The sequence below is a fragment of the Ensifer sp. LBL genome (assembly GCF_050435225.1).
Classification (GTDB): Bacteria; Pseudomonadota; Alphaproteobacteria; order Rhizobiales; family Rhizobiaceae; genus Ensifer.
On sequence record NZ_JBNDJY010000003.1, the window covers coordinates 263,914 to 283,234 of the forward strand.

Below are 19,321 nucleotides of genomic sequence, written 5' to 3' on the forward strand. Positions count from 1 at the left end.
AAGATACAGATATGACTAACGGATAAAGCACTGCCGTGCCGCTGGATCAAGACCGCCGGGCGGAAATCCTCAACGACGGCCCTGCGGCGTCTCAATCGAGAAGATCGAAAGCGCGGTACATCCAGACCAGCTGGTAGGCGACGGCTGCGACGACGAAGACCGCGTGAAAGCGCCGGTTCGGGGTCCAGGCGGCGGCAATGCAGAGCAGGATGTAGACGGCGTTGCGTGCCGGATACTCAAGGCCGTAGGACGCGAAATAGGCCTTTCCCTTCAGCGCGGTGTCGACGAGATCGACGGCGAAGGCAAGCGCCAGTGCGCCGAAGAACCAGGCCCGGCGCGACATGAAATAATGTTCGTAGTCGCTGTAGTCGTCGAGCGTCGTTGGAAACAGCATGACGCAGAGAAAGAAGAAGACGCAGCAATAGAGAACGACGAACAGGTAGACGCTGACATCGATCACCGCCAGCGAATGCAGGTGGAACTCCCACCACCAGAAGTGCACGAGGAAGACGAACATGAACAGGACCCAGCCGAGGTGGATCCAGTAGACGCGCGTCTTGCCGGGATGCTGGACGAAGAGTGCAATGCCGCTCAAAAGCCGGGCGAGGCTCAGGCTGACGATCATGCCCATGACGACGCGGATATGCGAGAAGATCTCCGGGTCGGTATGGGTAGGCTCCATGCGCCGCGCTCCTATTCTTCCGCCGGCACCGGCTTCGGTTTGCCGTTCTCGTCGAGCGCGACCATGACGAAGATCGCGTCCGTCACCTTCTCCATCAGATGCGAGAGATAACGCTGCGCCCAGGCCTCGACCTTGAGCGTCATCGAGGTACGGCCGACCTTGACCACGTCCGTATAGATGCAGAGCGTGTCGCCGATCTTGACCGGCAGCGCGAAGGCCATTTCCTTGACCGCCGCCGTGACGACGCGGCCGCGCGCCCGTTCCGCCGCGCGGATGCCGCAGGACAGGTCCATCTGCGCCATTACCCAGCCGCCGAAGATATCGCCCGCCGCATTGGCATCGCCCGGCATGGCGAGCGTGCGCAAGGTGAGTTCGCCGGTCGGTTTCGTCTGTTCGGTCATGCAGCCTGTCTCCCTGTTGGAGACAAGATGTAACCCGAGCGCGCTTCCAGAGGGAAGAGCCGGTGCCGCACAAATGCGGGCGAAGTCCTCGAACTGCCGGCTCGTTAGACTTTCGCATAAGCTGATTGAGAATTGTCAAATTTAGGGGGTGCTCGTTAGGAGCTTTGCAAAGACCTGACCCTAACCTGCAGGCTCTGGGAGTGCCTGCCGGCTATGCCGCAGCGGCCAGGATTCGGGGCGGCGCGGGGAGCGCCGAGGGGCAGGGGATTGGCAATGAAGAAATTCAGGATTTCGGCGCGCCTCTACGCGCTGGTGGCATTCGCGCTTTTGACCATGGCGGCGGCGCTGACCTTCGGTCTGTTCCAGGCGCAGGAAAAGCTCGTCGGCGAACGCAAGGCGATGCTGGCGGCGATGGACGAGAACGCGATCGCCGTGTTCGACGCCTATCACAAGCTGGAAGTGGCCGGCACGCTGCCGCGCGAGGAGGCGCAAAAGCGCGCGCTCGAAGCGATCAAGGCGATGCGCTACCAGGGCAGCGGCTATTTCTGGGTCAACGACATGCATCCGACCATGGTGATGCATCCGATCAAGCCGGAGCTCGACGGCAAGGACCTGACCGAAAACAAGGATCCCAACGGCAAGCAGCTCTTCGTCGAGTTCGTCAAGACCGTCGAAAAGAGCGGCCAGGGTTTCGTCGATTACTATTGGCCGAAGCCCGGTGCCGACGCGCCGGTGCTGAAGTATTCCCACGTCGCCGGCTTCAAGCCCTGGGGCTGGGTGGTCGGGACCGGCGTTTATGCGGACGATCTGGCGGCGATGTTCCGGGAGCGCGCCTGGCAGGTTGCCGGCATTCTTGCCGCTGCCGCGCTCGCCATCCTGATGGCGGCGCTGGCGATCGTGCGCAGCGTCGTCAAGCCGGTCGAGAAGCTGAAGGCCTCGATGCGGGCGATCGCCGACGAGGATCTTTCCTCTGAGGTGCCGGAAACCGACCGTGGCGACGAGATCGGCCAGATGGCCAAGGTCCTCGTGGTGCTGCGCGACTCGGTGCGCGAACGGCTGGAGCTGCGCTCGCGCGAGGCAGAGCAGCAGGAGCGACTGAGTTCCGAGCGGCGCGGCAACGAACAGCGCCAGCGGGCGACGGCCGAGGCGCAGGCCGAGACGATGGAAACCGTCGGCGCGGCGCTCGAACTCTTGGCAAGCGGCGACCTCACCGCCGAGATCGGCCACATCGCGCCGGAATACGGCAAGCTGCGGGATGACTTCAACACCGCCGTCGCAGCGCTTCGCGATGTCATCGGCTCGATCTCGCATTCGACCGAGATCGTCACCGCTAGCGCCGGCGACATTTCCGAGGCCGCCAACAATCTGTCCCGCCGCACCGAGCAGCAGGCAGCCGCCCTTGAGGAGACAGCCGCGGCGCTCGACGAAATCACCTCGACGGTTCGCCACGCCTCCGAGCGGGCAAACGAGGCGCGTGCGATGGTCGACCAGACCAAGACCAGCGCCGCAAAGTCCGGCGGCATCGTGCGCAATGCCATCGACGCCATGGGGCGGATCGAGAGTTCGTCCGGCCGTATCGGTCAGATCATCGGCGTCATCGACGAGATCGCCTTCCAGACCAACCTGCTGGCTCTCAATGCCGGCGTCGAGGCGGCGCGTGCCGGCGAGGCGGGCCGCGGCTTTGCCGTCGTCGCCCAGGAAGTCCGCGAGCTGGCGCAGCGTTCGGCCGGTGCCGCCAAGGAGATCAAGGAACTGATCAGCGCCTCGGTGCGCGAGGTTGGCGCCGGCGTCGATCTGGTCCGCTCCACCGGCGAGGCGCTCTCGGAGATCGAGGCGCAGGTCAACCGCGTCAACGAGCAGGTGGCCTCGATCGCCACAGCCGCCCGCGAGCAGGCGACCGGGCTGCAGGAGGTCAATGTCGCCGTCAATAGCATGGACCAGATGACCCAGCAGAACGCCGCGATGGTGGAGGAAACCACGGCAGCGAGCCAGACGCTGGCGGCCGAAAGCCGCGAGCTGAAGTCGCTGCTGACGAAGTTCCGGCTGCAACCTTCAGGCTCGCACGCAGGTTACGGCCGCGCCGCCTGATCCATAGGTTTGTCGATTGCGACCCGCGCGGCACGCCGCGCGGTTTTTTCATGCGGGTCTGACCGCAATGCTGTCGCAAGGATCGCTGTTTAGGTGCCGCCGTCGTCACGCCGGTTGTCGTGTACGGAGACATTCTCCGTCTTGACCTCAGCACTGCCGGGGATAGATACGCGAGAAGCGGGAGGTGTTCGACGGGGCGTCGCTCCGGTTGCCAGCCGCTGCACCAGAGGGGACACCATGGCACTTCTCAAACTACTTCTGACCCGGCCGATCGCCTTGCTGATGCTGGCGCTCGGTTTTCTTTCCGCCTGTACCGTGGTCGTCGATGAGCCGCGGCCGGGGCCGAGGCCCACGCGCCCGCAGGCCTGCACGATGGAATATGCGCCGGTTTGCGGCGAGCGCGGCAATCGCACGCGCAGTTTCCCGAATTCCTGCCAAGCGCGCGCCGATGGCTTCAACGTCATCCATCGCGGCGAGTGCCGCCCGGACTACCGTCCGCCGGAGCGTCCGCCCCAGGCCTGCACCATGGAATACATGCCGGTCTGCGGCCAGCGCGGCGGTCGCATGCAGACCTTCCCGAACTCCTGCCAGGCGCGTTCCGAGGGCTTCCAGGTGATCGGTCGCGGCGAATGCCGCAGGGAGGACGACCGTCCGTCCGAGGGTCAGTTCTGCACCCGCGAATACGCCCCGGTCTGCGGCCAGCGTGGCGGCCGCATCGAAACCTTCTCCAACGCCTGCGAAGCGGGTGGTGCCGGTTTCCAGGTCATCCATCGCGGCGAGTGCCGCTAACCCCTGCGCGATCCAGTCTTGAGCATGCGAGCCCGCGTCCGATGAGGACGCGGGCTCTTTTTTCATCATATAGCGGCCGGCTCTCGCCCGGCGCACCCGATTTCCTGCAGGTGATGCGCAAGCCTTCGTTTACCGTATTTGAATAAAATCCCAGGCAAATCAGGCTTTTTGACCGCTGTGCCCGGTTTGCGACACAGGCAAAAGGCAGCAATTGCAGGTGCTGCGGCAACCATTGCGTGCCAATCGAGCGCAAGGCGGCTGCAGGGGCAGCGGGGCGAAGACGGTGGTCTTTCTGGCCATCTGGAGGAAGGCGCAGTTCGGTATGGCCTATGTTACTCGTCTCCATCGCCCGCTGACGGCGCTCGTTCTCTCGTTTTCGCTCGTCACCTGCTCGACCGATGACGCGTTGTCGCCGCCCGGCCGCATCGATGGCGGGGCGCGGGTCGGATCGATCGGGCCGGTTCCTGTCGATGCCGTGCCGGCAGAGGAGGTGGCCGCCTATCCCGCCGCCACGCAACCGTCGACCTTCCAGGCCAATCCGCAGCATGCAGCACCCCAGCAGACGCGCCGCGCGCTTCCGATGCTCGATAGCGACGAGGCGGTTGCCACGGGCGCGCAACCGGCAGGCGCCGGCTCCAGCCCCATTCCACAAGAGGGCGTCAACATGGATGCGATGCTCGGCGTCGAGCAGCCCGTGGTGGGGCTCGCGGAAGAGCAGAGCAACGACATCGCCGAGGGCAATGCCAGCCAGCCGGTGGTCGGCGGCATTGGGGACGAGAATGTGCGTCAACTCGGCGGCGCAAACAGCGCAGCACCGGCCGAGGCGAACCTTGGCTACGATCCGGATCTGCCGCCGCTGTCGCCGGACAAGATGGCCGCCGACGAAGCGCAGCGCACCCGCGCCATGGAACGGCAACGCGCCCTTCAGCGCACGCAGGAGCCACAGCAGGTCGCCTTCCTGCCGCGCGCCAACAATCCGATGTCGACGCCCGAAGATACCGGCGCGATGCCCGGTTCCGAAATCGCCTGCCGCCAGCGCCTGAAAAAGCTCGGCGTCACCTTTCGCGACATTCCGCGCATCAGCAACGGTCCGTCCTGCGGCATCGACTATCCGATCGAACTCAGCGGACTGTCCGGCGGCATCGGCGTGAAGCCGGCGGTGAAGCTCAATTGCGAGGTGACCGAGGCTTTTGCGAAGTGGGTGAAGTACGAACTCGCGCCGTCGTCGCGCTACCGCTACTGGTCTGGCATCAAGACGATCAAGCCGCTCGGCGGCTACTCCTGCCGCACCATGAACTCGCGTCGCGGCAATCCGATGTCTGAACATGCGCGCGGCAACGCCATCGACGTCGGCAAGTTCGTGCTGAAGAACGGCAAGGAAATCGACGTGCGCAAGCCAGGATTTTTCGCCTTCCGCGAGAAGGCGCTGCTGAAGGCCGTTCGCTCCGACAGCTGCAAGTACTTCAACACCGTGCTCGGCCCGGGCAGCGATCCGTTCCACAAGGACCACTTCCACTTCGACCTGAGAACCCGCAAGACCGGCTATCGGCACTGCGATTAGTGGTTCGGTCGGTCAGCAGCTGTGCTTTCGAGCCGCCGGCTACCGAAGCTCGGAAGCCGGCAAAAAAAGAGGCCGGCGGGGAGGCCGGCCCAACGACCGGAGCAAAAGGGGGAGGCTCCGGCGTGCAAATCACGAGCGCAAATCAAAGGGCGATGTCGCGGCCCGCGCGTTGCAAACTGATCGAAGAGCGTCACGGTTTCGTGACAGCCGGGCGCAATTGCTGCGGTCGGCCGGGGAAATCTTGCGCCGGCTTTCGTTTGAATGCTTCGTTGGCCGGCTGTCGGCGAAGGTCCGCGGACCGCGCCGATTCTCTAAATAAGTAGTATTATACTTTAGGTTTTAGTCCAATTGGATCGTGTTCCGAACGGTTGCCCCAAATATGGCGATTCGCGACTTTTCCGAATCTTGTTATAACTAACTGAATTTTCTATCTATTTTTCTGCGCGCAACAAAACCTCGGAATGCCGGGGCCATGCTGATCTTTCCCTTTCGTCTGGTTTTGTAATAAGTAATACGATATTATATTAGTTCATATAACAATCTTGGATAGTGTCTGGTTGGCCGCTACAAGCATTGGGGGCCCTACTCACTCCTTGACGCCACAGGAGGGACGAAATGGGAACGGTCATGCAATTTCCGGGAATGCGCAGCGATATGGCTGTGCACGCCGCCGAAGTCTCAAAAATCCTCAGGACACTTGCCAACCGCAACAGGTTGCTGATCGTGAGCGCCTTGCTCGAAGGCGAGCATTCTGTCGCAGCGCTCGAGGAAATGCTGGGCATTCGCCAGCCCACGCTTTCGCAGCAATTGACGGTGTTGCGGGATGCCGGCATTGTCTCGACCCGTCGGCAGGCCAAGCAGGTTTTCTATCGGCTTAGTCACGACAAGGTGGCGCGTCTCGTCGGCGCGCTCTATCAGATCTTCTGTCGGGATGGTTCTAAAGCATGAATGAATACGGGAATGCGCTGGCGGGCGGGCTGTTGATTGGCCTGTCGGCGGCGATCCTGATGGTGGCCAATGGCCGGGTGGCCGGCATCAGCGGCATAGCAGGGCGCCTGCTGCAGGGCGTACAGGCTTCGTCGGGCGCATTGTTCGTGCTGGGGCTGATCGCCGGACCGGTGCTGTACCGTCTCATTTTCGATGCCTGGCCGTCGGTGACCGTGACGGCCTCCTGGCCGCTTCTCGTGGCTGGCGGCCTGCTGGTGGGCTTCGGCTCGCGCATGGGCTCGGGCTGCACCAGCGGTCATGGCGTCGTCGGGCTTGCAAGGCTGTCGCGTCGCTCGATCGCAGCGGTTGCCACCTTCATGGCAGCGGCGATCGTCACCGTCTTCGTTGCGGGTTTCTTCGCATGAACAGCGCCTTGCTCCGCCTTGCCGCGACGCTCGTCTCCGGCGTCGTATTCGGGTTCGGTCTTTCGCTGTCCGGCATGCTCGATCCGGCCCGCGTGCGCGCATTCCTAGATATCACCGGCAACTGGAACCCCAGCCTTGCCTTCGTGCTCGGCGGGGCCGTCTTCGTTTCGGCGCTCGGCGTTCTCGTGACGCGCCGGCTGAAACATCCTCTGTTTGACGAAAGCTTTCATCTGCCCAACAACCAGGTCATAGACCGGCGACTGATCGTCGGCTCGGCGATCTTCGGCGTCGGCTGGGGGCTGGTCGGGCTTTGCCCGGGTCCGGCGCTCGCCTCGCTGTCGCTTGGCTTGCCGGCAACGGTGCTCTTCGTGGTGGCAATGCTGGCCGGGATGCTGGTCCATGACCGGCTGGTCGACCGCAAGCTCCCGAGGCAGACTACGGCCGGAGCGGGCACCGATACGCGACTGTCTCAGCCGCGTTGACGCACAGTCATCTTGTTTTTTCATTCCAGCCGGCTGCAAATCGGAATGAATTGTCCCATATAGGGCGGGACCTCAAGACTCTGCCCCTCCTTCCGGATCAGTTTTCATGGCGCCAATCGTTTCCGTTTCCAATCTGTCGAAGACCTATGCCTCCGGCTTCAAGGCGCTGAAGGGCGTCAGCCTCGATATCGAGGAAGGCGAGATCCTGGCGCTGCTCGGGCCGAACGGCGCCGGCAAGACGACACTGATCTCGATCATCTGCGGCATCGTCAATCCGAGCGGCGGAACGGTGATGGTCGGGGGGCATGACGTGGTGCGCGATTTCCGCGAGACCCGCGCGATGATCGGGCTCGTGCCGCAGGAGTTAACCACCGATGCTTTCGAAACCGTCTGGAACACGGTCTCCTTCTCCCGCGGGCTGCACGGCAAGAAGCCGAACCCCGCCCATATCGAAAAGGTGCTGAAGGACCTGTCGCTCTGGGACAAGAAGGACAACATGCTGCGCGAGCTTTCGGGCGGCATGAAGCGGCGCGTGCTGATCGCCAAGGCGCTGTCGCATGAGCCGCGGGTCCTCTTCCTCGACGAGCCGACGGCCGGCGTCGACGTCAACCTGCGCAAGAGCATGTGGGACGTGGTCGAGCGCCTGCGCGCCTCGGGCGTGACGATCATTCTGACGACGCACTACATCGAAGAGGCGGAAGAAATCGCCGACCGCATCGGCGTCATTAATGGCGGCGAGATCCTGCTGGTCGAAGACAAGGCTGCGCTGATGTCGAAGCTCGGTCGCAAGCAGTTGCGCGTCGATCTCGCCCATCCGCTGGATGGCGTGCCTGACGTGCTGTCGGGCTACAACCTGACGCTCGAAGGCGATGGCCATTGCCTGATCTACGATTACGACACCAGCGCGGAGCGGACCGGGATCACCACCCTGCTTGCCGCCCTGGCCGAGGCCGGCATCAGGCTCAAGGACATTTCCACGCGGCAGAGCTCGCTGGAGGACATTTTCGTCGAAATCGTGGGGGCAGGGCGATGAACATCGAAGCGATCAAGTCGATCTATTTCTTCGAGATGGCCCGCACCCGCCGCACGCTGCTGCAGAGCGTCGTGTCGCCGGTCATTTCCACCTCGCTCTATTTCATCGTCTTCGGGGCGGCGATCGGCGGGCGCATCCAGGAGATCGACGGCGTCTCCTATGGCGCCTTCATCACGCCCGGCCTGATGATGCTGACGCTTCTGACCCAGTGCATCGGCAACGGCTCCTTCGGCATCTACTTCCCGAAGTTCACCGGCACGATCTACGAGGTGCTTTCCTCGCCGGTCTCGATGGTCGAGATCGTGCTCGGTTATGTCGGAGCGGCGGCGACCAAGGGGCTGATGATCGGCACGATCATCCTGCTCACCGCGTCGTTGTTCGTCGACCTGACGATCGCGCATCCCTTCGTCATGATCTTCTTCTTTGTGCTGACGGCCATATCCTTCAGCCTGTTCGGCTTCATCATCGGCATCTGGGCCAAGGATTTCGAGCAGCTGAACCTGATCCCGATGCTGGTGATCCCGCCGCTCGTCTTCCTCGGCGGCAGCTTTTACTCGATCAAGATGCTGCCGCCCTTCTGGCAGGCTGTCAGCCACTTCAATCCAGTGCTGTATCTGATCAGCGGCTTCCGCTGGAGCTTCTTCGAGGTCTCGGACGTCAACCCGATCTTCAGCGCAGTGATCATCATCGCCTTCCTGACGGTCTGCATGTCTGTGCTCGCCTGGATCTTCCGCACCGGCTACCGCCTGCGAAACTGACGGCCACCGGTCGTCAGGGTGCCGGCGCTGGCACGGCTCCGCTGGCATAGGCGATGATCGTGCTGGCGGCGACCATCGCAAGCAGCGCCTGAAGAATCGTGACCAGGACGTGGAGGAGCGACCGCACGGCGGAAAGCCCGAGGTCGGCCATGAACCAGCGCGTTTCGGCAACGATGTACCAGACGATCGAGGCGACCACGAAGGCGGCGCCGACGGAGGTGAAGGCGTTGTGCCCGGCAAGCAGCAGTTGGCCGCCGAGGCTGATCGCAAAAGCGAAGGGTGCCGTGACGTAGCACTGACTGAAGAAGGGTGGACGCAGCGTGTCACGCGTCAGCTTCGCGCCCTTGCTGCGCAGGAGCTTCACCGCCATCAGCAAGGGCAGAATGCTGAAGGCGACGGCGCGAAACATCAGCAGGTTGGAATCGGAGGCAAGCAGCGACGTCGCGGTCCACGGAACAGCCTGCCTGACGAGGCCAAGCTCCAGCGCGTGTGCCAGAAGCAGCGTGATCAGCAGAAAGAGCGGTGGGCTCAGCGCATCCGAATACTGGTCCTGAAGCTCGTCGCCAAGCTCGACGTCGGCATAGCGCATCATCGCCTGCGGGTGGCGCAGCGTGCGCCACAGGGTCAGCGGATAGAACAGCAGCCAGCAGACGAGCTCGTAGAGCAGCTCTTCGATCGACTTCAGCAGTCGCATGAAATCCATGAGCGGCTCCTCTACCAGGATTGATCGGGCCGGAGCAGTGACCGGCCGGATGTGCGGTCAGTCGCGCAGGCGCAGCTCGTCGGTGCGCATCTGCAGCATTTCCAGCGTCGACAGGAAGCTCATGCCAAGCAGGCTCTGGTCGAGCTTGCCTTCGGCCGCAACCGTCGCACCGATGTTGCGCCGCGTGATCGGGCCGATCGAAATCTCCTGAAGCATCACCGGGGCTGCCTGCGCTCGGCCATTGGCAGTCATGACGGTGACGATGTAATTGAGGTTGGCCGGGTCGAGGCCGATCTTTTCCGCATCTTCATAGGTGAGTGCGATGCTGCTGGCGCCGGTATCGACCAGCATGCTGATGTCCTTGCCGTCGACCGTCGCGGTGGTCTCGAAATGACCGTTCAGCATCTTCTGCAGCACCACTTCCTGCTGGCCTTCGCTGTCGGTGATGATGGTGGCGCGGCCGGGGATGAGGCCGGCGAGCAGGCGGTTGCCGAAGCCCTGCAGCTCGAAGCGGTAGACATAGGCCGAGACCAGCGCCAGAACGACGAAGAGCCAGATGGCAATCTGGCGCAGCCCTTCCCCGAAGCGGTGGCGGCTTTGCAGGATACCGGCGCCGATCAGCGTGGCGATGGCGCCGAGCGAAACCAGTTGTCCGAACTGGTCGTTGGCAAGCCCCATGGTGCGGCCGGTGTCGTGGTTGACGATCAGCAGGACGAGACCGATGGCCAGGATCGAGAGCAGGATGGCAAGACGGGTCATGCTTCGCCGCGTTCCCTCGCCATGCGCGTGCGCCGGGTTTCACGCCGCGGTTTGCGCTCGACGGTCTCGAGGCGCTGAGGCAACGCGCTCATGATCGCCCGGCGTTCGGCATCGGTATAGAGCGTCCAGCGTCCGACTTCGTCGCGGGTGCGGCCGCAGCCGAAACAGTAGCCGGTCTTGTCATCGATCGAACAGACGAGAATGCAGGGAGATTCCATGGGCGTGCTCAGTTTTCCCTTGATATATCGATGTTTCAAACCGTCAGCGCAAGGGCACCGAGTACGGCGATTTCGGTCAGTTGCTGCGTGGCTCCGATCGTGTCGCCCGTTTGTCCGCCGATCTTGCGCATTGCCAGCCGAGCGAAACCCTTGACGGTGACAAGGAATGCGACGAGCGCTGCGACGAGGCCGAGGGCGGGAACCTGCGCAAGATAGAAGAGCAGCATCGCGACAAGAACGCCCGAGGCGAGTGCGAAGCGCGTGGCCGCCGGCTCGGGCGCGCCAGCTGCTGCCGCGACACCGCCGCTGCGTGCCGGTGGCAGCGACGACCAGTGCCAGACCATGGCGGCACGGCTGAGGCAGGCGGTACCAAGGATAGCCATGGCAGCGCCGAGCGGCGAAAAGAGCGGCAGGATCGAGGCGAGCGCCGAGACGCGCAGGCCGAAGGAGAGGATGAGGGCGACAGCCGCATAGGTGCCGATGCGGCTGTCCTTCATGATCGCAAGCGCCGCGTCGCGGTCGCGACCGCCGCCAAAGCCGTCGGCCGTGTCGCCAAGCCCGTCTTCGTGCAGCGCGCCGGTGACTAGTGCCTGGATGGCGACGACGACAAAGGCGGCAAAGAGCGAGCTCACCTGCAGCGCCACGAGGCCCATGGCGAAAGCGCCCGACGGCAAGGCAATCAGCAGGCCGGCAAGCGGGAAGGCGCGCACGGCGCGGCTCAAGCGCCCGTCATAGCCTTCGAAGTGGCGCGCGGGCATGGGGATGCGGCTGAGAAAGCCGATCGACCGCGCCACATCGTCACAGAAATCGCCAACGAAGCCCATGGCTCCTCCAAGGTTGCGGCCATTGAGCCGGCCTCTGCCAAACTACCGACTGCGGCGAGTCTCGCAAGCCGGACGGGCTCGCCGGTGCGTATCGGCCACACTTTTCCAAGACCTTTCAACGGCCGTCTCCGACCGATGACGGATCGAGGCGGCGACGCCGATTGGCGCAAATGTCGTTGCCCGAATTTTCAGCGACCTCTATGAGGGGCGTAGATAGAGCTTCACGATGATGCAAGGATTCCTCCCATGAGTGCCAGCGGCCTGCCGTTTGATGATTTTCGCGAATTGCTGCGCAACCTGCCGGGCCCGGATGCGGCAGCACTTGTTGCCGCGCGGGAGCGGGACGCGCAGTTGACGAAGCCGCCGGGAGCGCTTGGGCGCCTCGAGGAGATTGCCTTCTGGCTCGCCGCCTGGACGGGCAAGGCGCCGGCCGTCAACCGGCCGCTGGTGGCGATCTTTGCGGGCAACCACGGCGTCACCCGTCAGGGCGTGACCCCGTTTCCGTCATCCGTCACCGCGCAGATGGTCGAGAATTTTGCTGCCGGCGGTGCGGCGATCAACCAGATCTGCGTCAGCCATGACCTCGGCCTCAAGGTCTTCGACCTCGCGCTCGAATATCCGACCGGTGACATCACCGAGGAAGCGGCACTCTCAGAGCGCGATTGCGCGGCGACCATGGCCTTCGGCATGGAGGCAATTGCCGGCGGCACGGATCTGCTGTGCATCGGCGAAATGGGCATCGGCAACACCACGATCGCGGCCGCGATCAATCTCGGCCTTTATGGTGGCACGGCCGAGGAATGGGTCGGCCCGGGTACCGGCTCCGAAGGCGAGGTGCTGAAGCGCAAGATCGCTGCCGTCGAAAAGGCCGTGGCGCTGCATCGCGACCACCTGTCCGATCCGCTCGAACTGATGCGCCGCCTCGGCGGCCGCGAGATTGCGGCCATGGCCGGGGCCATCCTGGCGGCGCGTGTGCAGAAGGTGCCCGTGATCATCGACGGCTATGTGGCGACCGCCGCGGCCTCGATCCTGAGGGCGGCCAATCCGTCCGCGCTCGACCATTGCCTGATCGGCCATGTCTCGGGCGAGCCGGGGCATCTGCGCGCAATCGAGAAGCTCGGCAAGACGCCGCTCTTGGCGCTCGGCATGCGGCTCGGCGAAGGTACGGGCGCGGCGCTCGCCGCCGGCATCGTCAAGGCGGCAGCCGCCTGCCACAGCGGCATGGCGACCTTTGCCCAGGCCGGCGTCAGCAACAAGGAATAGTGAAGTTTCGGCCGGTCTTTGCAGGAAGACCGGCCGGTTTCTGTCCAAGGCCTGTCACGGGCGCGACGCCGTCGCGTGCCGGGCCTTGATGGATGCGTCCTTCTCGCCTATCCAAAGCGCAAATGCGCGCCCTAGCTATAGTCTTTGGGTGCCTGCAACCGAAACCGCCATGCATTCGCCTCAATCACGATGTCGAAGCAAGCACGGTTTCAAGCCCTGTCGAGACGAAATGGACGCCAAGAACACCACGCACCGCATTGGACAGACGGGTCCTGTCGAAAAGCAAACCGGCATTCGGCATCTCTTTGCCGCTGCGAGCTATTCGCTCGGCGGCGCCAAGCGGCTGATCGGCGAAGCGGCCTTTCGCCACGAACTGATCGCCTTTGCTGCCGCGATGGTCGCTTTCATCGTCGTCGGCGCAACCTTCTTCCAATATGTGGCGATGGCGATCCTCTTCCTGCTGATGATGGCCTTCGAGGCGATCAACACGGCCATCGAGGAAATCGTCGATCGCGTTTCTCCCGAAATCTCGGAAATGGGCAAGAACGCCAAGGATCTCGGATCCTTCGCCTGCCTCTGCCTGATCGTCGCCAACGGCGTCTATGCCGCCTATGTCGTGATCTTCGACGGCTTCATGAACTGATCGGCCAGCCGGCCGGCGCCTTCACCCGATAGAGCACGTGCGGACGCAGCGGGTTGCCCACGGGCACCGTGACGTCGTCGAAGTCCTCGGCCGGATCCGTGCGCATGCCCAATCGTTCCATCAGTGCCCGCGACGGCTGGTTGATGCGCGAGGTGTAACCGATGATCTCGGCAAGGCCGAGTGTGCGCCACGCATGGTCCAGGCAGGCGCTCGCCGCCTCCAGCGCATAACCCTGCCGCCAGTGGGCGCGGGCGAGGATCCAGCCGATTTCGACATGCGGGCCGCCGGGGATTTCGTCTCCAGCCTCCGAAAGGCCGAGACCGCCGATCAGCGCCCCATCGGACTTGCGTTCAACGGCGACGAAACCTAAGCCGCGGTCGGCGAGGTGACGGGTGCAGTCGTCAATCATCGCTGCCGTTTCGTCGCGCGTCAGAATGGCCGGATAGTAGTAGCGCCGGACTTCGGGATCTGCGTTGGCAAGCGCAAAGGGCGCGATGTCGCGTTCTTCCCAGGGCCGAAGCCTGAGGCGCTGCGTCTCGATGTGCATGGATCAGGCGAAGCTCTTGCGGCGGCGAACCGGGGCTGCGACATCCTCGATCGCCGGCAGGCTTTCGAGCACGCGGCGGGCCGGCAGGATGGCGATGGCTTCAGTGCCTTCCCGCAGCTTCGAGCGCAGGATGAATTCGCCATTGTGCTTGGCAAGGATCGCCTGGACGATCGGCAGGCCGAGACCGGTGCCCTGTTCAGCGCTCTTGATGGCGATCGAGCCCTGGCCGAAGGCTGAGAGCACGATCGGGATTTCTTCCTCGGGAATGCCGGGGCCGTTGTCCTTGATCGAGAGATACTGGCCGCCGCCGGCCGTCCAGCCGACCTTGAAGGTGACTTCGCCGCCGGTATTGGTAAACTTCACGGCATTCGACAGCAGATTGAGAATGACCTGGCGCATCGACTTTTCATCGACCCAGACGGAGGGCATGCCGTGTTCGAACTGCTGGTGGATGGTGATGTTCTTGGCGCGGGCCTTCAATTGCACCATGCCGATGCAATCCTCGGCGATATCGACGAGGCTGACTGAATCCTCGTTGAGATCGTAGCGCCCAGCCTCGATGCGCGACAGGTCGAGGATCTCGTTGATAAGGTTCAAGAGATGCTCGCCCGAGCGGTGGATGTCGTTGGTATATTCCTTGTAGGTCGGGTTGCTGAGCGGGCCCAGAACCTCGGTCGACATCACCTCGGAGAAGCCGAGAATGGCGTTGAGCGGCGTGCGCAGCTCGTGCGACATGGAGGCGAGGAAGCGCGACTTTGCGAGGTTGGCTTCTTCGGCGCGCCGGCGGGCTTCGTCGGACATCGACTTTGCCACTTCGAGTTCCGCGATCAGGTCGTCCTTTTCCGACTGAACGGAAAGGATGTGAACGCTTGCGCGGTTCATCCGGTCGGTCATCAGCACCAGGAAGAGCAGCGACAGCGAAATGATGCCGGTGAGGCCGACATAGATGGGGTCGCCGGTCGTGAGCGATGCGAAGGCGAGGGCGGCGACGACCGGTGCGAACGTGTAAAGGAGCGCGTTGCGCAGCAGGAACGTGCCCATGGCGGTCGCAGCAAGCGCGACCAGCAGCACCGTACCCTCGAAGAAGCCGAAGCGCACATTGCCGCAGCTGGCGCAATCCTGCGCCACGAAGGTCGCCCAGCAGAGACCCATCAGCACCTGGCCGAGCAGGAAGCGGCGACGCCAGACCGGAACCTTCTCGGCGCTCATGTCTTCCCGGCGTGCCTTGCGCGCAAAGAAGAGCGTGACGGCATGGGCCGAAAGCGTCATGACCGCCCAGAGGACGAAGCTGAGATTACCGGAGAGGTAGATGCCGACCGCTGTAATCAGCGCGACGAGCACCGGGATGGCGATCGCGCCATGCAGTGCACTGTCGATGTAGAGATTGAGCATCTCGCGCTCGAAGCCCGAAGGCACAGACGAGCCCGTCTGCAGCCGTTCGCGCGTCGCGCGGACCGTCCTCGAAACAGCCTTGTTTCGATGGCTACGCGATTTGTCGACGATAATCTTATCGGTCGATGTGCTGGCAGCGATACTCATGCTCATATGCGACGGTTGCGATTGCGTTGCAGTCTAGTGAGCAATCCTTAAGAAGTTGCTGCGGTGCGTGAAGGATTCGACAACCATTGTGGCGCAGCCGTGTCCAAGGTCGCAACAGATCGTGCTGCATGTGAGATTCCTTCTCTAATCTTTTGGAATCGACCATGTTTATGACGCGCTGGTCTGTCAGGCACCGTGCGGGCAAACGAGGTTAGGGCAGGCGTGAAATTCGGACGGACGACATATCGGTTTGCCAAGGGCCGCGGCAGGTCCCGCGGTCCTGCGCCGTCCGGCGGACGTGGCGGCATGGCCGGCGGCTGGATCATTCTTCTGCTGCTTGCGATCGGCGCCTTTTTCGCTGACCGGTTGCCCGTCGGAGAACGATCTTCGACCGGTTCAGCACGGGGCGCGGCGATTGCGAGCGACGGCGACAGCCTGCGGATCGACGGGAAGCGCGTGCGCATCGAGGGCATCGATGCGCCGGAACTCGGCCAGACCTGCAAACGCGACGGCGTTGCCTGGGATTGTGGCCGCGAGGCGCGCGACCGCTTGCGGGCGCTGATATCGGCGGGCGATGTGCGCTGTCGTTTTCACGGCCGCGACAAATACGGCCGCGAGCTTGGCGTCTGCGATGTGGCCAGCCGCGATGTCGGGCGCGAAATGGTGCTTTCGGGTTATGCGGTGAGCTACGGACGCTATGAGGCCGAGGAGGCAAGGGCAGAACGCGAGCAGCGCGGGCTCTGGGCCGGCGAGTTCGTGAAGCCGCAGGAGTGGCGTCGGACAAACGGTCATCCCGACGAGGGGCCGCACCTCATCGATGGCTGGCTTGCCGCGATCCGCGGCTGGCTGCTCGAGCGCCTGACCGCACTCTTTTCCGGTATCGCCGATGCCTGACGACCGCATTGCTCAACTCGAACGGTTGCGGGCAGACATTGCCGCCTGCCGCATCTGTCGCGACAATCCGCAGCGTGGCGAGGCCGACCGGCTGCCGCACGAGCCACGGCCGGTGGCGGTAATCTCCACTGCGGCGCGCATCCTGATCGCCGGGCAGGCGCCAGGGCTGCGTGTGCATGACAGCGGCCTGCCGTTCAACGATGCGTCCGGTGACCGGTTGCGGCAGTGGCTGGCCGTCGATCGCGAAGCTTTCTACGATCCGGACAAATTCGCGATCGTGCCGATGGGCTTCTGTTTTCCGGGCTATGACGCTCATGGCAGCGACCTGCCGCCGCGGCGCGAATGCGCGCCGCTCTGGCGCCACCGGGTGATGGAGCAGATGCCGCAGGTGGAACTGGTGCTGGCGATCGGCCATTATGCGCAGCGGTGGCACATCGGCCCGGACTGTCCGAAATCGATGACCGAGACGGTGAAGGATTGGCGGCGCTACGCCATGCGCAACGCCGTGCCGGCGATCCTGCCGCTGCCGCATCCAAGCTGGCGCAACACCGGCTGGCTGAAGCGCAATCCCTGGTTCGAGGCGGACGTGCTGCCTTTCCTGCGCGAACGTGTTTCCGTTCTCGCAAGCTGAAACAATTTTCTTTATCTTCACCAATTTCGCGCTATAGAGGGAAAAATAATTCGAGAGGGACTCTCATGGATCGCCTAGACCGCAAAATCCTGCGCCTGCTGCAGGAGGACTCCACGCTGGCCGTTGCCGACCTTGCCAAGAAGGTCGGGCTTTCGACCACGCCGTGCTGGCGGCGCATCCAGAAGATGGAAGAGGACGGCGTGATCCGCCGCCGCGTCGCGCTGCTCGATCCGGTGAAGATCAACACCAAGGTCACGGTCTTCGTCTCGATCCGCACGAATTCCCACTCGATGGAGTGGCTGCGCCGCTTCTCCGAGGTCGTGTCCGAATTTCCGGAAGTGGTCGAGTTTTACCGCATGAGCGGCGATGTCGACTATCTGCTGCGCGTCGTCGTGCCTGACATCGCGGCCTATGACGCCTTCTACAAGCGCATGATCGCCAAGATCGAAATCCGCGACGTCTCCTCCGTCTTCGCCATGGAGCAGATCAAGTATACGACCGAGCTGCCGCTCGACTACATGATGATCGACCAGGCGAAGTCCAGCGAGGACTGATCTCCGCTATCAGGCTCAGGCGAGGCCAAGCCTTGCCAGGATCTTGTCGTTCGACAGTTCGCGAACCGCGTCCTTGCCCGTCCAGCGGGCGGCGCGGTTTTCGCTTTCGGCCAGTTTCTTAGCCAGCGCAAACGCCGGGCCGTGGCAGGCGGCATTGCGCTTGCCGATCTGCCGGAGCGCCCAGTTGACCGCCTTCTTGACGAAGTTGCGCTCGTCGCCGGAATGCTGCTCGATCAACGGCAGCCAGGCGAGAAGCGTTGCGTCCGGTTCTTTCTTCAGGTGGACCGCAGCGGTCGCAATCATCGCAAAAGCGATGCGCCGTACGAATTCACGTTCGTCGCCAGCAAATTCCGCGATCAGTTCGCGCTCGAAGCGCGCGGCGACGAAGAGGTCGGCAACGGTGTCGACGATTTCCCAGGAATTGCAATCGTCCGCCCAGCGGCGCACCTCTTCCAGCGTCAGCGCTTTCGGATCGGCCGTGAAGGCAGCGAGGATGCGTGCCTCGCGGATGCCGGACTGCCAGAGTTCCAGCGCCCGGCGGTGATCGGTCTTCACCAGCCGGGTGATCTTGTGCAGCTCGACATTGGAAAGCCCGATGGCGGCGTCGGTAACGATGCCGAAACGCGCCATGCCGGCAAGATTGTCCTCGGAGCCAAGCGACCGCAGGTGAGCGATGATCTCGCCCGCGGTCGAGGAGGGGCCAAGGCTCACTTTTCGAGGCGGGCGAGCAGCGAGGACGTATCCCAGCGATTGCCGCCCATTTCCTGTACGTCTCCGTAGAACTGGTCGACTAGCGCGGTCACCGGCAGCTTGGCGCCGTTGCGGCGGGCTTCGGCGAGCACGATGTCGAGATCTTTGCGCATCCAGTCGACGGCAAAGCCGAAATCGTACTTGCCGGCATTCATCGTCTTGTGGCGGTTTTCCATCTGCCAGGAGCCGGCCGCTCCCTTGGAGATGACGTCGACGACCTTCTCGATGTCGAGGCCGGCCTTCTTGCCGAAGTGGATGCCTTCGGCGAGCCCCTGGACGAGGCCGGCGATGCAGATCTGGTTGATCATCTTGGTGATCTGGCCGGCGCCGGCCGGGCCCATCAGGCCGACCATGCGGGCAAAGGCTTCGATGACCGGCTTGGCGCGATCGAAGGCGGCTTCGTCGCCACCGCACATCACCGTCAGCACGCCGTTTTCGGCACCCGCCTGGCCGCCGGAAACCGGTGCGTCGATGAAGTGGGCGTTGCGGGCCTTGGCCGCCTCGTAAAGTTCGCGGGCGACCTCGGCGGAGGCCGTGGTGTTGTCGATGAAGACGGCGTCGGCCTTCAACGTCTCGAAGGCGCCGTCCTTGCCGGTCGTGACCGAACGCAGGTCGTCGTCATTGCCGACGCAGCAGAAGACGAAATCGGCGCCATCGGCAGCTTCCGCCGGCGTGCGCGCCGCGCGACCGCCGAACTCGGCAGCCCATTTCTCGGCCTTGGCGAAGGTGCGGTTATAGACCGTCAGCTCGTGCCCGCCGCGGACCTTGAGGTGGCCGGCCATGGGGTAGCCCATGACGCCGAGACCGATGAATGCAACCTTTGCCATTTTCCGAATACTCCCATTGCTTT

Annotated in this window: 23 protein-coding genes; 13 read left to right on the forward strand and 10 right to left on the reverse strand. The window is 63.5% G+C overall.

The window, feature by feature from the left end:
* Positions 1-91: 91 nt before the first annotated feature.
* Positions 92-682: a hypothetical protein gene (locus tag OKW20_RS12945; RefSeq protein ID WP_043626008.1), complete on the reverse strand. Its 591-nt coding sequence runs from the start codon at positions 680-682 to the stop codon at positions 92-94.
* An 11-nt stretch (positions 683-693) separates the two neighbouring features.
* A complete protein-coding gene (locus OKW20_RS12950) occupies positions 694-1,083 on the reverse strand; it encodes an acyl-CoA thioesterase (RefSeq protein ID WP_192446307.1) in 390 nt (129 codons plus the stop codon).
* Positions 1,084-1,356: 273 nt separating this feature from the next.
* On the opposite strand from OKW20_RS12950, the gene OKW20_RS12955 reads away from it, so the two are divergent.
* The 8 genes from OKW20_RS12955 to OKW20_RS12990 all read left to right on the forward strand — a co-directional run bounded on the left by OKW20_RS12955 (position 1,357) and on the right by OKW20_RS12990 (position 9,146).
* Complete coding sequence (locus OKW20_RS12955; protein WP_429172732.1) at positions 1,357-3,171, forward strand: methyl-accepting chemotaxis protein; 1,815 nt, start codon at positions 1,357-1,359, stop codon at positions 3,169-3,171.
* A gap of 237 nt (positions 3,172-3,408) precedes the next feature.
* Positions 3,409-3,960, forward strand: coding sequence for a Kazal-type serine protease inhibitor family protein (locus tag OKW20_RS12960; protein ID WP_429172735.1), 552 nt, complete (start codon positions 3,409-3,411; stop codon positions 3,958-3,960).
* 322 nt (positions 3,961-4,282) lie between these two features.
* The gene (locus OKW20_RS12965; RefSeq protein ID WP_429172737.1) at positions 4,283-5,521 is read left to right on the forward strand and encodes an extensin family protein; all 1,239 of its coding nucleotides are present in this window, start codon (positions 4,283-4,285) and stop codon (positions 5,519-5,521) included.
* Positions 5,522-6,136: 615 nt separating this feature from the next.
* Positions 6,137-6,469, forward strand: a complete 333-nt coding sequence (locus OKW20_RS12970; protein WP_043626019.1) for an ArsR/SmtB family transcription factor — start codon at positions 6,137-6,139, stop codon at positions 6,467-6,469.
* Positions 6,466-6,873 (forward strand): YeeE/YedE family protein, encoded by a 408-nt coding sequence (locus OKW20_RS12975; RefSeq protein ID WP_429172740.1) that lies wholly within the window; start codon positions 6,466-6,468, stop codon positions 6,871-6,873. Before OKW20_RS12970 ends, OKW20_RS12975 begins: the two co-directional genes overlap by 4 nt.
* Positions 6,870-7,355, forward strand: coding sequence for a DUF6691 family protein (locus OKW20_RS12980; protein WP_429172742.1), 486 nt, complete (start codon positions 6,870-6,872; stop codon positions 7,353-7,355). Before OKW20_RS12975 ends, OKW20_RS12980 begins: the two co-directional genes overlap by 4 nt.
* A gap of 106 nt (positions 7,356-7,461) precedes the next feature.
* Positions 7,462-8,388, forward strand: coding sequence for an ABC transporter ATP-binding protein (locus OKW20_RS12985; RefSeq protein WP_429172744.1), 927 nt, complete (start codon positions 7,462-7,464; stop codon positions 8,386-8,388).
* A complete protein-coding gene (locus tag OKW20_RS12990) occupies positions 8,385-9,146 on the forward strand; it encodes an ABC transporter permease (protein WP_429172746.1) in 762 nt (253 codons plus the stop codon). The genes OKW20_RS12985 and OKW20_RS12990 overlap by 4 nt, the downstream gene beginning before the upstream one ends.
* Before the next feature lie 13 nt (positions 9,147-9,159).
* Here the strand turns inward: OKW20_RS12990 and OKW20_RS12995 are convergent, their stop codons facing one another.
* Genes OKW20_RS12995 through OKW20_RS13010 form a run of 4 tightly spaced genes read right to left on the reverse strand, consistent with a single transcriptional unit; the run spans position 9,160 to position 11,650 of the window.
* Positions 9,160-9,849 (reverse strand): permease, encoded by a 690-nt coding sequence (locus OKW20_RS12995; RefSeq protein WP_429172749.1) that lies wholly within the window; start codon positions 9,847-9,849, stop codon positions 9,160-9,162.
* A 57-nt stretch (positions 9,850-9,906) separates the two neighbouring features.
* Entirely contained in the window at positions 9,907-10,608 is a 702-nt protein-coding gene (locus OKW20_RS13000) for a TIGR02281 family clan AA aspartic protease (protein ID WP_402317809.1), read from the reverse strand.
* Positions 10,605-10,826 carry a DUF1289 domain-containing protein gene (locus tag OKW20_RS13005; RefSeq protein ID WP_043626030.1) on the reverse strand — a complete coding sequence of 74 codons (222 nt, stop codon included), beginning with the start codon at positions 10,824-10,826 and terminating at the stop codon, positions 10,605-10,607. Before OKW20_RS13005 ends, OKW20_RS13000 begins: the two co-directional genes overlap by 4 nt.
* Positions 10,827-10,861: 35 nt before the next feature.
* Entirely contained in the window at positions 10,862-11,650 is a 789-nt protein-coding gene (locus OKW20_RS13010) for an adenosylcobinamide-GDP ribazoletransferase (RefSeq protein ID WP_429172752.1), read from the reverse strand.
* A gap of 246 nt (positions 11,651-11,896) precedes the next feature.
* Here OKW20_RS13010 and cobT point away from each other — a divergent pair, with 246 nt between their 5' ends.
* Together cobT and OKW20_RS13020 are read left to right on the forward strand one after the other, a co-directional pair.
* Positions 11,897-12,913 carry a nicotinate-nucleotide--dimethylbenzimidazole phosphoribosyltransferase gene (gene cobT / locus OKW20_RS13015; RefSeq protein WP_043625456.1) on the forward strand — a complete coding sequence of 339 codons (1,017 nt, stop codon included), beginning with the start codon at positions 11,897-11,899 and terminating at the stop codon, positions 12,911-12,913.
* A 229-nt stretch (positions 12,914-13,142) separates the two neighbouring features.
* On the forward strand, positions 13,143-13,556 hold the full coding sequence (locus tag OKW20_RS13020) for a diacylglycerol kinase (protein WP_043625459.1): 414 nt from the start codon (positions 13,143-13,145) through the stop codon (positions 13,554-13,556).
* Here OKW20_RS13020 and OKW20_RS13025 read toward each other — a convergent pair.
* Both OKW20_RS13025 and OKW20_RS13030 read right to left on the reverse strand, forming a co-directional pair.
* Positions 13,546-14,103, reverse strand: a complete 558-nt coding sequence (locus tag OKW20_RS13025; protein ID WP_429172756.1) for a GNAT family N-acetyltransferase — start codon at positions 14,101-14,103, stop codon at positions 13,546-13,548. The two genes, OKW20_RS13020 and OKW20_RS13025, sit on opposite strands and share 11 nt — an antisense overlap.
* A 3-nt stretch (positions 14,104-14,106) precedes the next feature.
* Entirely contained in the window at positions 14,107-15,642 is a 1,536-nt protein-coding gene (locus tag OKW20_RS13030) for a sensor histidine kinase (RefSeq protein WP_429172759.1), read from the reverse strand.
* Between the two features lie 306 nt (positions 15,643-15,948).
* Here OKW20_RS13030 and OKW20_RS13035 point away from each other — a divergent pair, with 306 nt between their 5' ends.
* The 3 genes from OKW20_RS13035 (at position 15,949) to OKW20_RS13045 (ending at position 17,721) form a co-directional block, all read left to right on the forward strand.
* A complete protein-coding gene (locus OKW20_RS13035; protein ID WP_429172762.1) occupies positions 15,949-16,536 on the forward strand; it encodes a thermonuclease family protein in 588 nt (195 codons plus the stop codon).
* Complete coding sequence (locus tag OKW20_RS13040; RefSeq protein WP_429172765.1) at positions 16,529-17,167, forward strand: uracil-DNA glycosylase family protein; 639 nt, start codon at positions 16,529-16,531, stop codon at positions 17,165-17,167. Before OKW20_RS13035 ends, OKW20_RS13040 begins: the two co-directional genes overlap by 8 nt.
* A gap of 65 nt (positions 17,168-17,232) precedes the next feature.
* Positions 17,233-17,721 (forward strand): Lrp/AsnC family transcriptional regulator, encoded by a 489-nt coding sequence (locus tag OKW20_RS13045; RefSeq protein ID WP_034795162.1) that lies wholly within the window; start codon positions 17,233-17,235, stop codon positions 17,719-17,721.
* Between the two features lie 15 nt (positions 17,722-17,736).
* Here the strand turns inward: OKW20_RS13045 and OKW20_RS13050 are convergent, their stop codons facing one another.
* The gene (locus OKW20_RS13050; protein WP_429172768.1) at positions 17,737-18,432 is read right to left on the reverse strand and encodes a DNA alkylation repair protein; all 696 of its coding nucleotides are present in this window, start codon (positions 18,430-18,432) and stop codon (positions 17,737-17,739) included.
* Positions 18,429-19,298 (reverse strand): NAD(P)-dependent oxidoreductase, encoded by an 870-nt coding sequence (locus OKW20_RS13055; RefSeq protein WP_429172771.1) that lies wholly within the window; start codon positions 19,296-19,298, stop codon positions 18,429-18,431. Before OKW20_RS13055 ends, OKW20_RS13050 begins: the two co-directional genes overlap by 4 nt.
* Positions 19,299-19,321 lie beyond the last annotated feature (23 nt).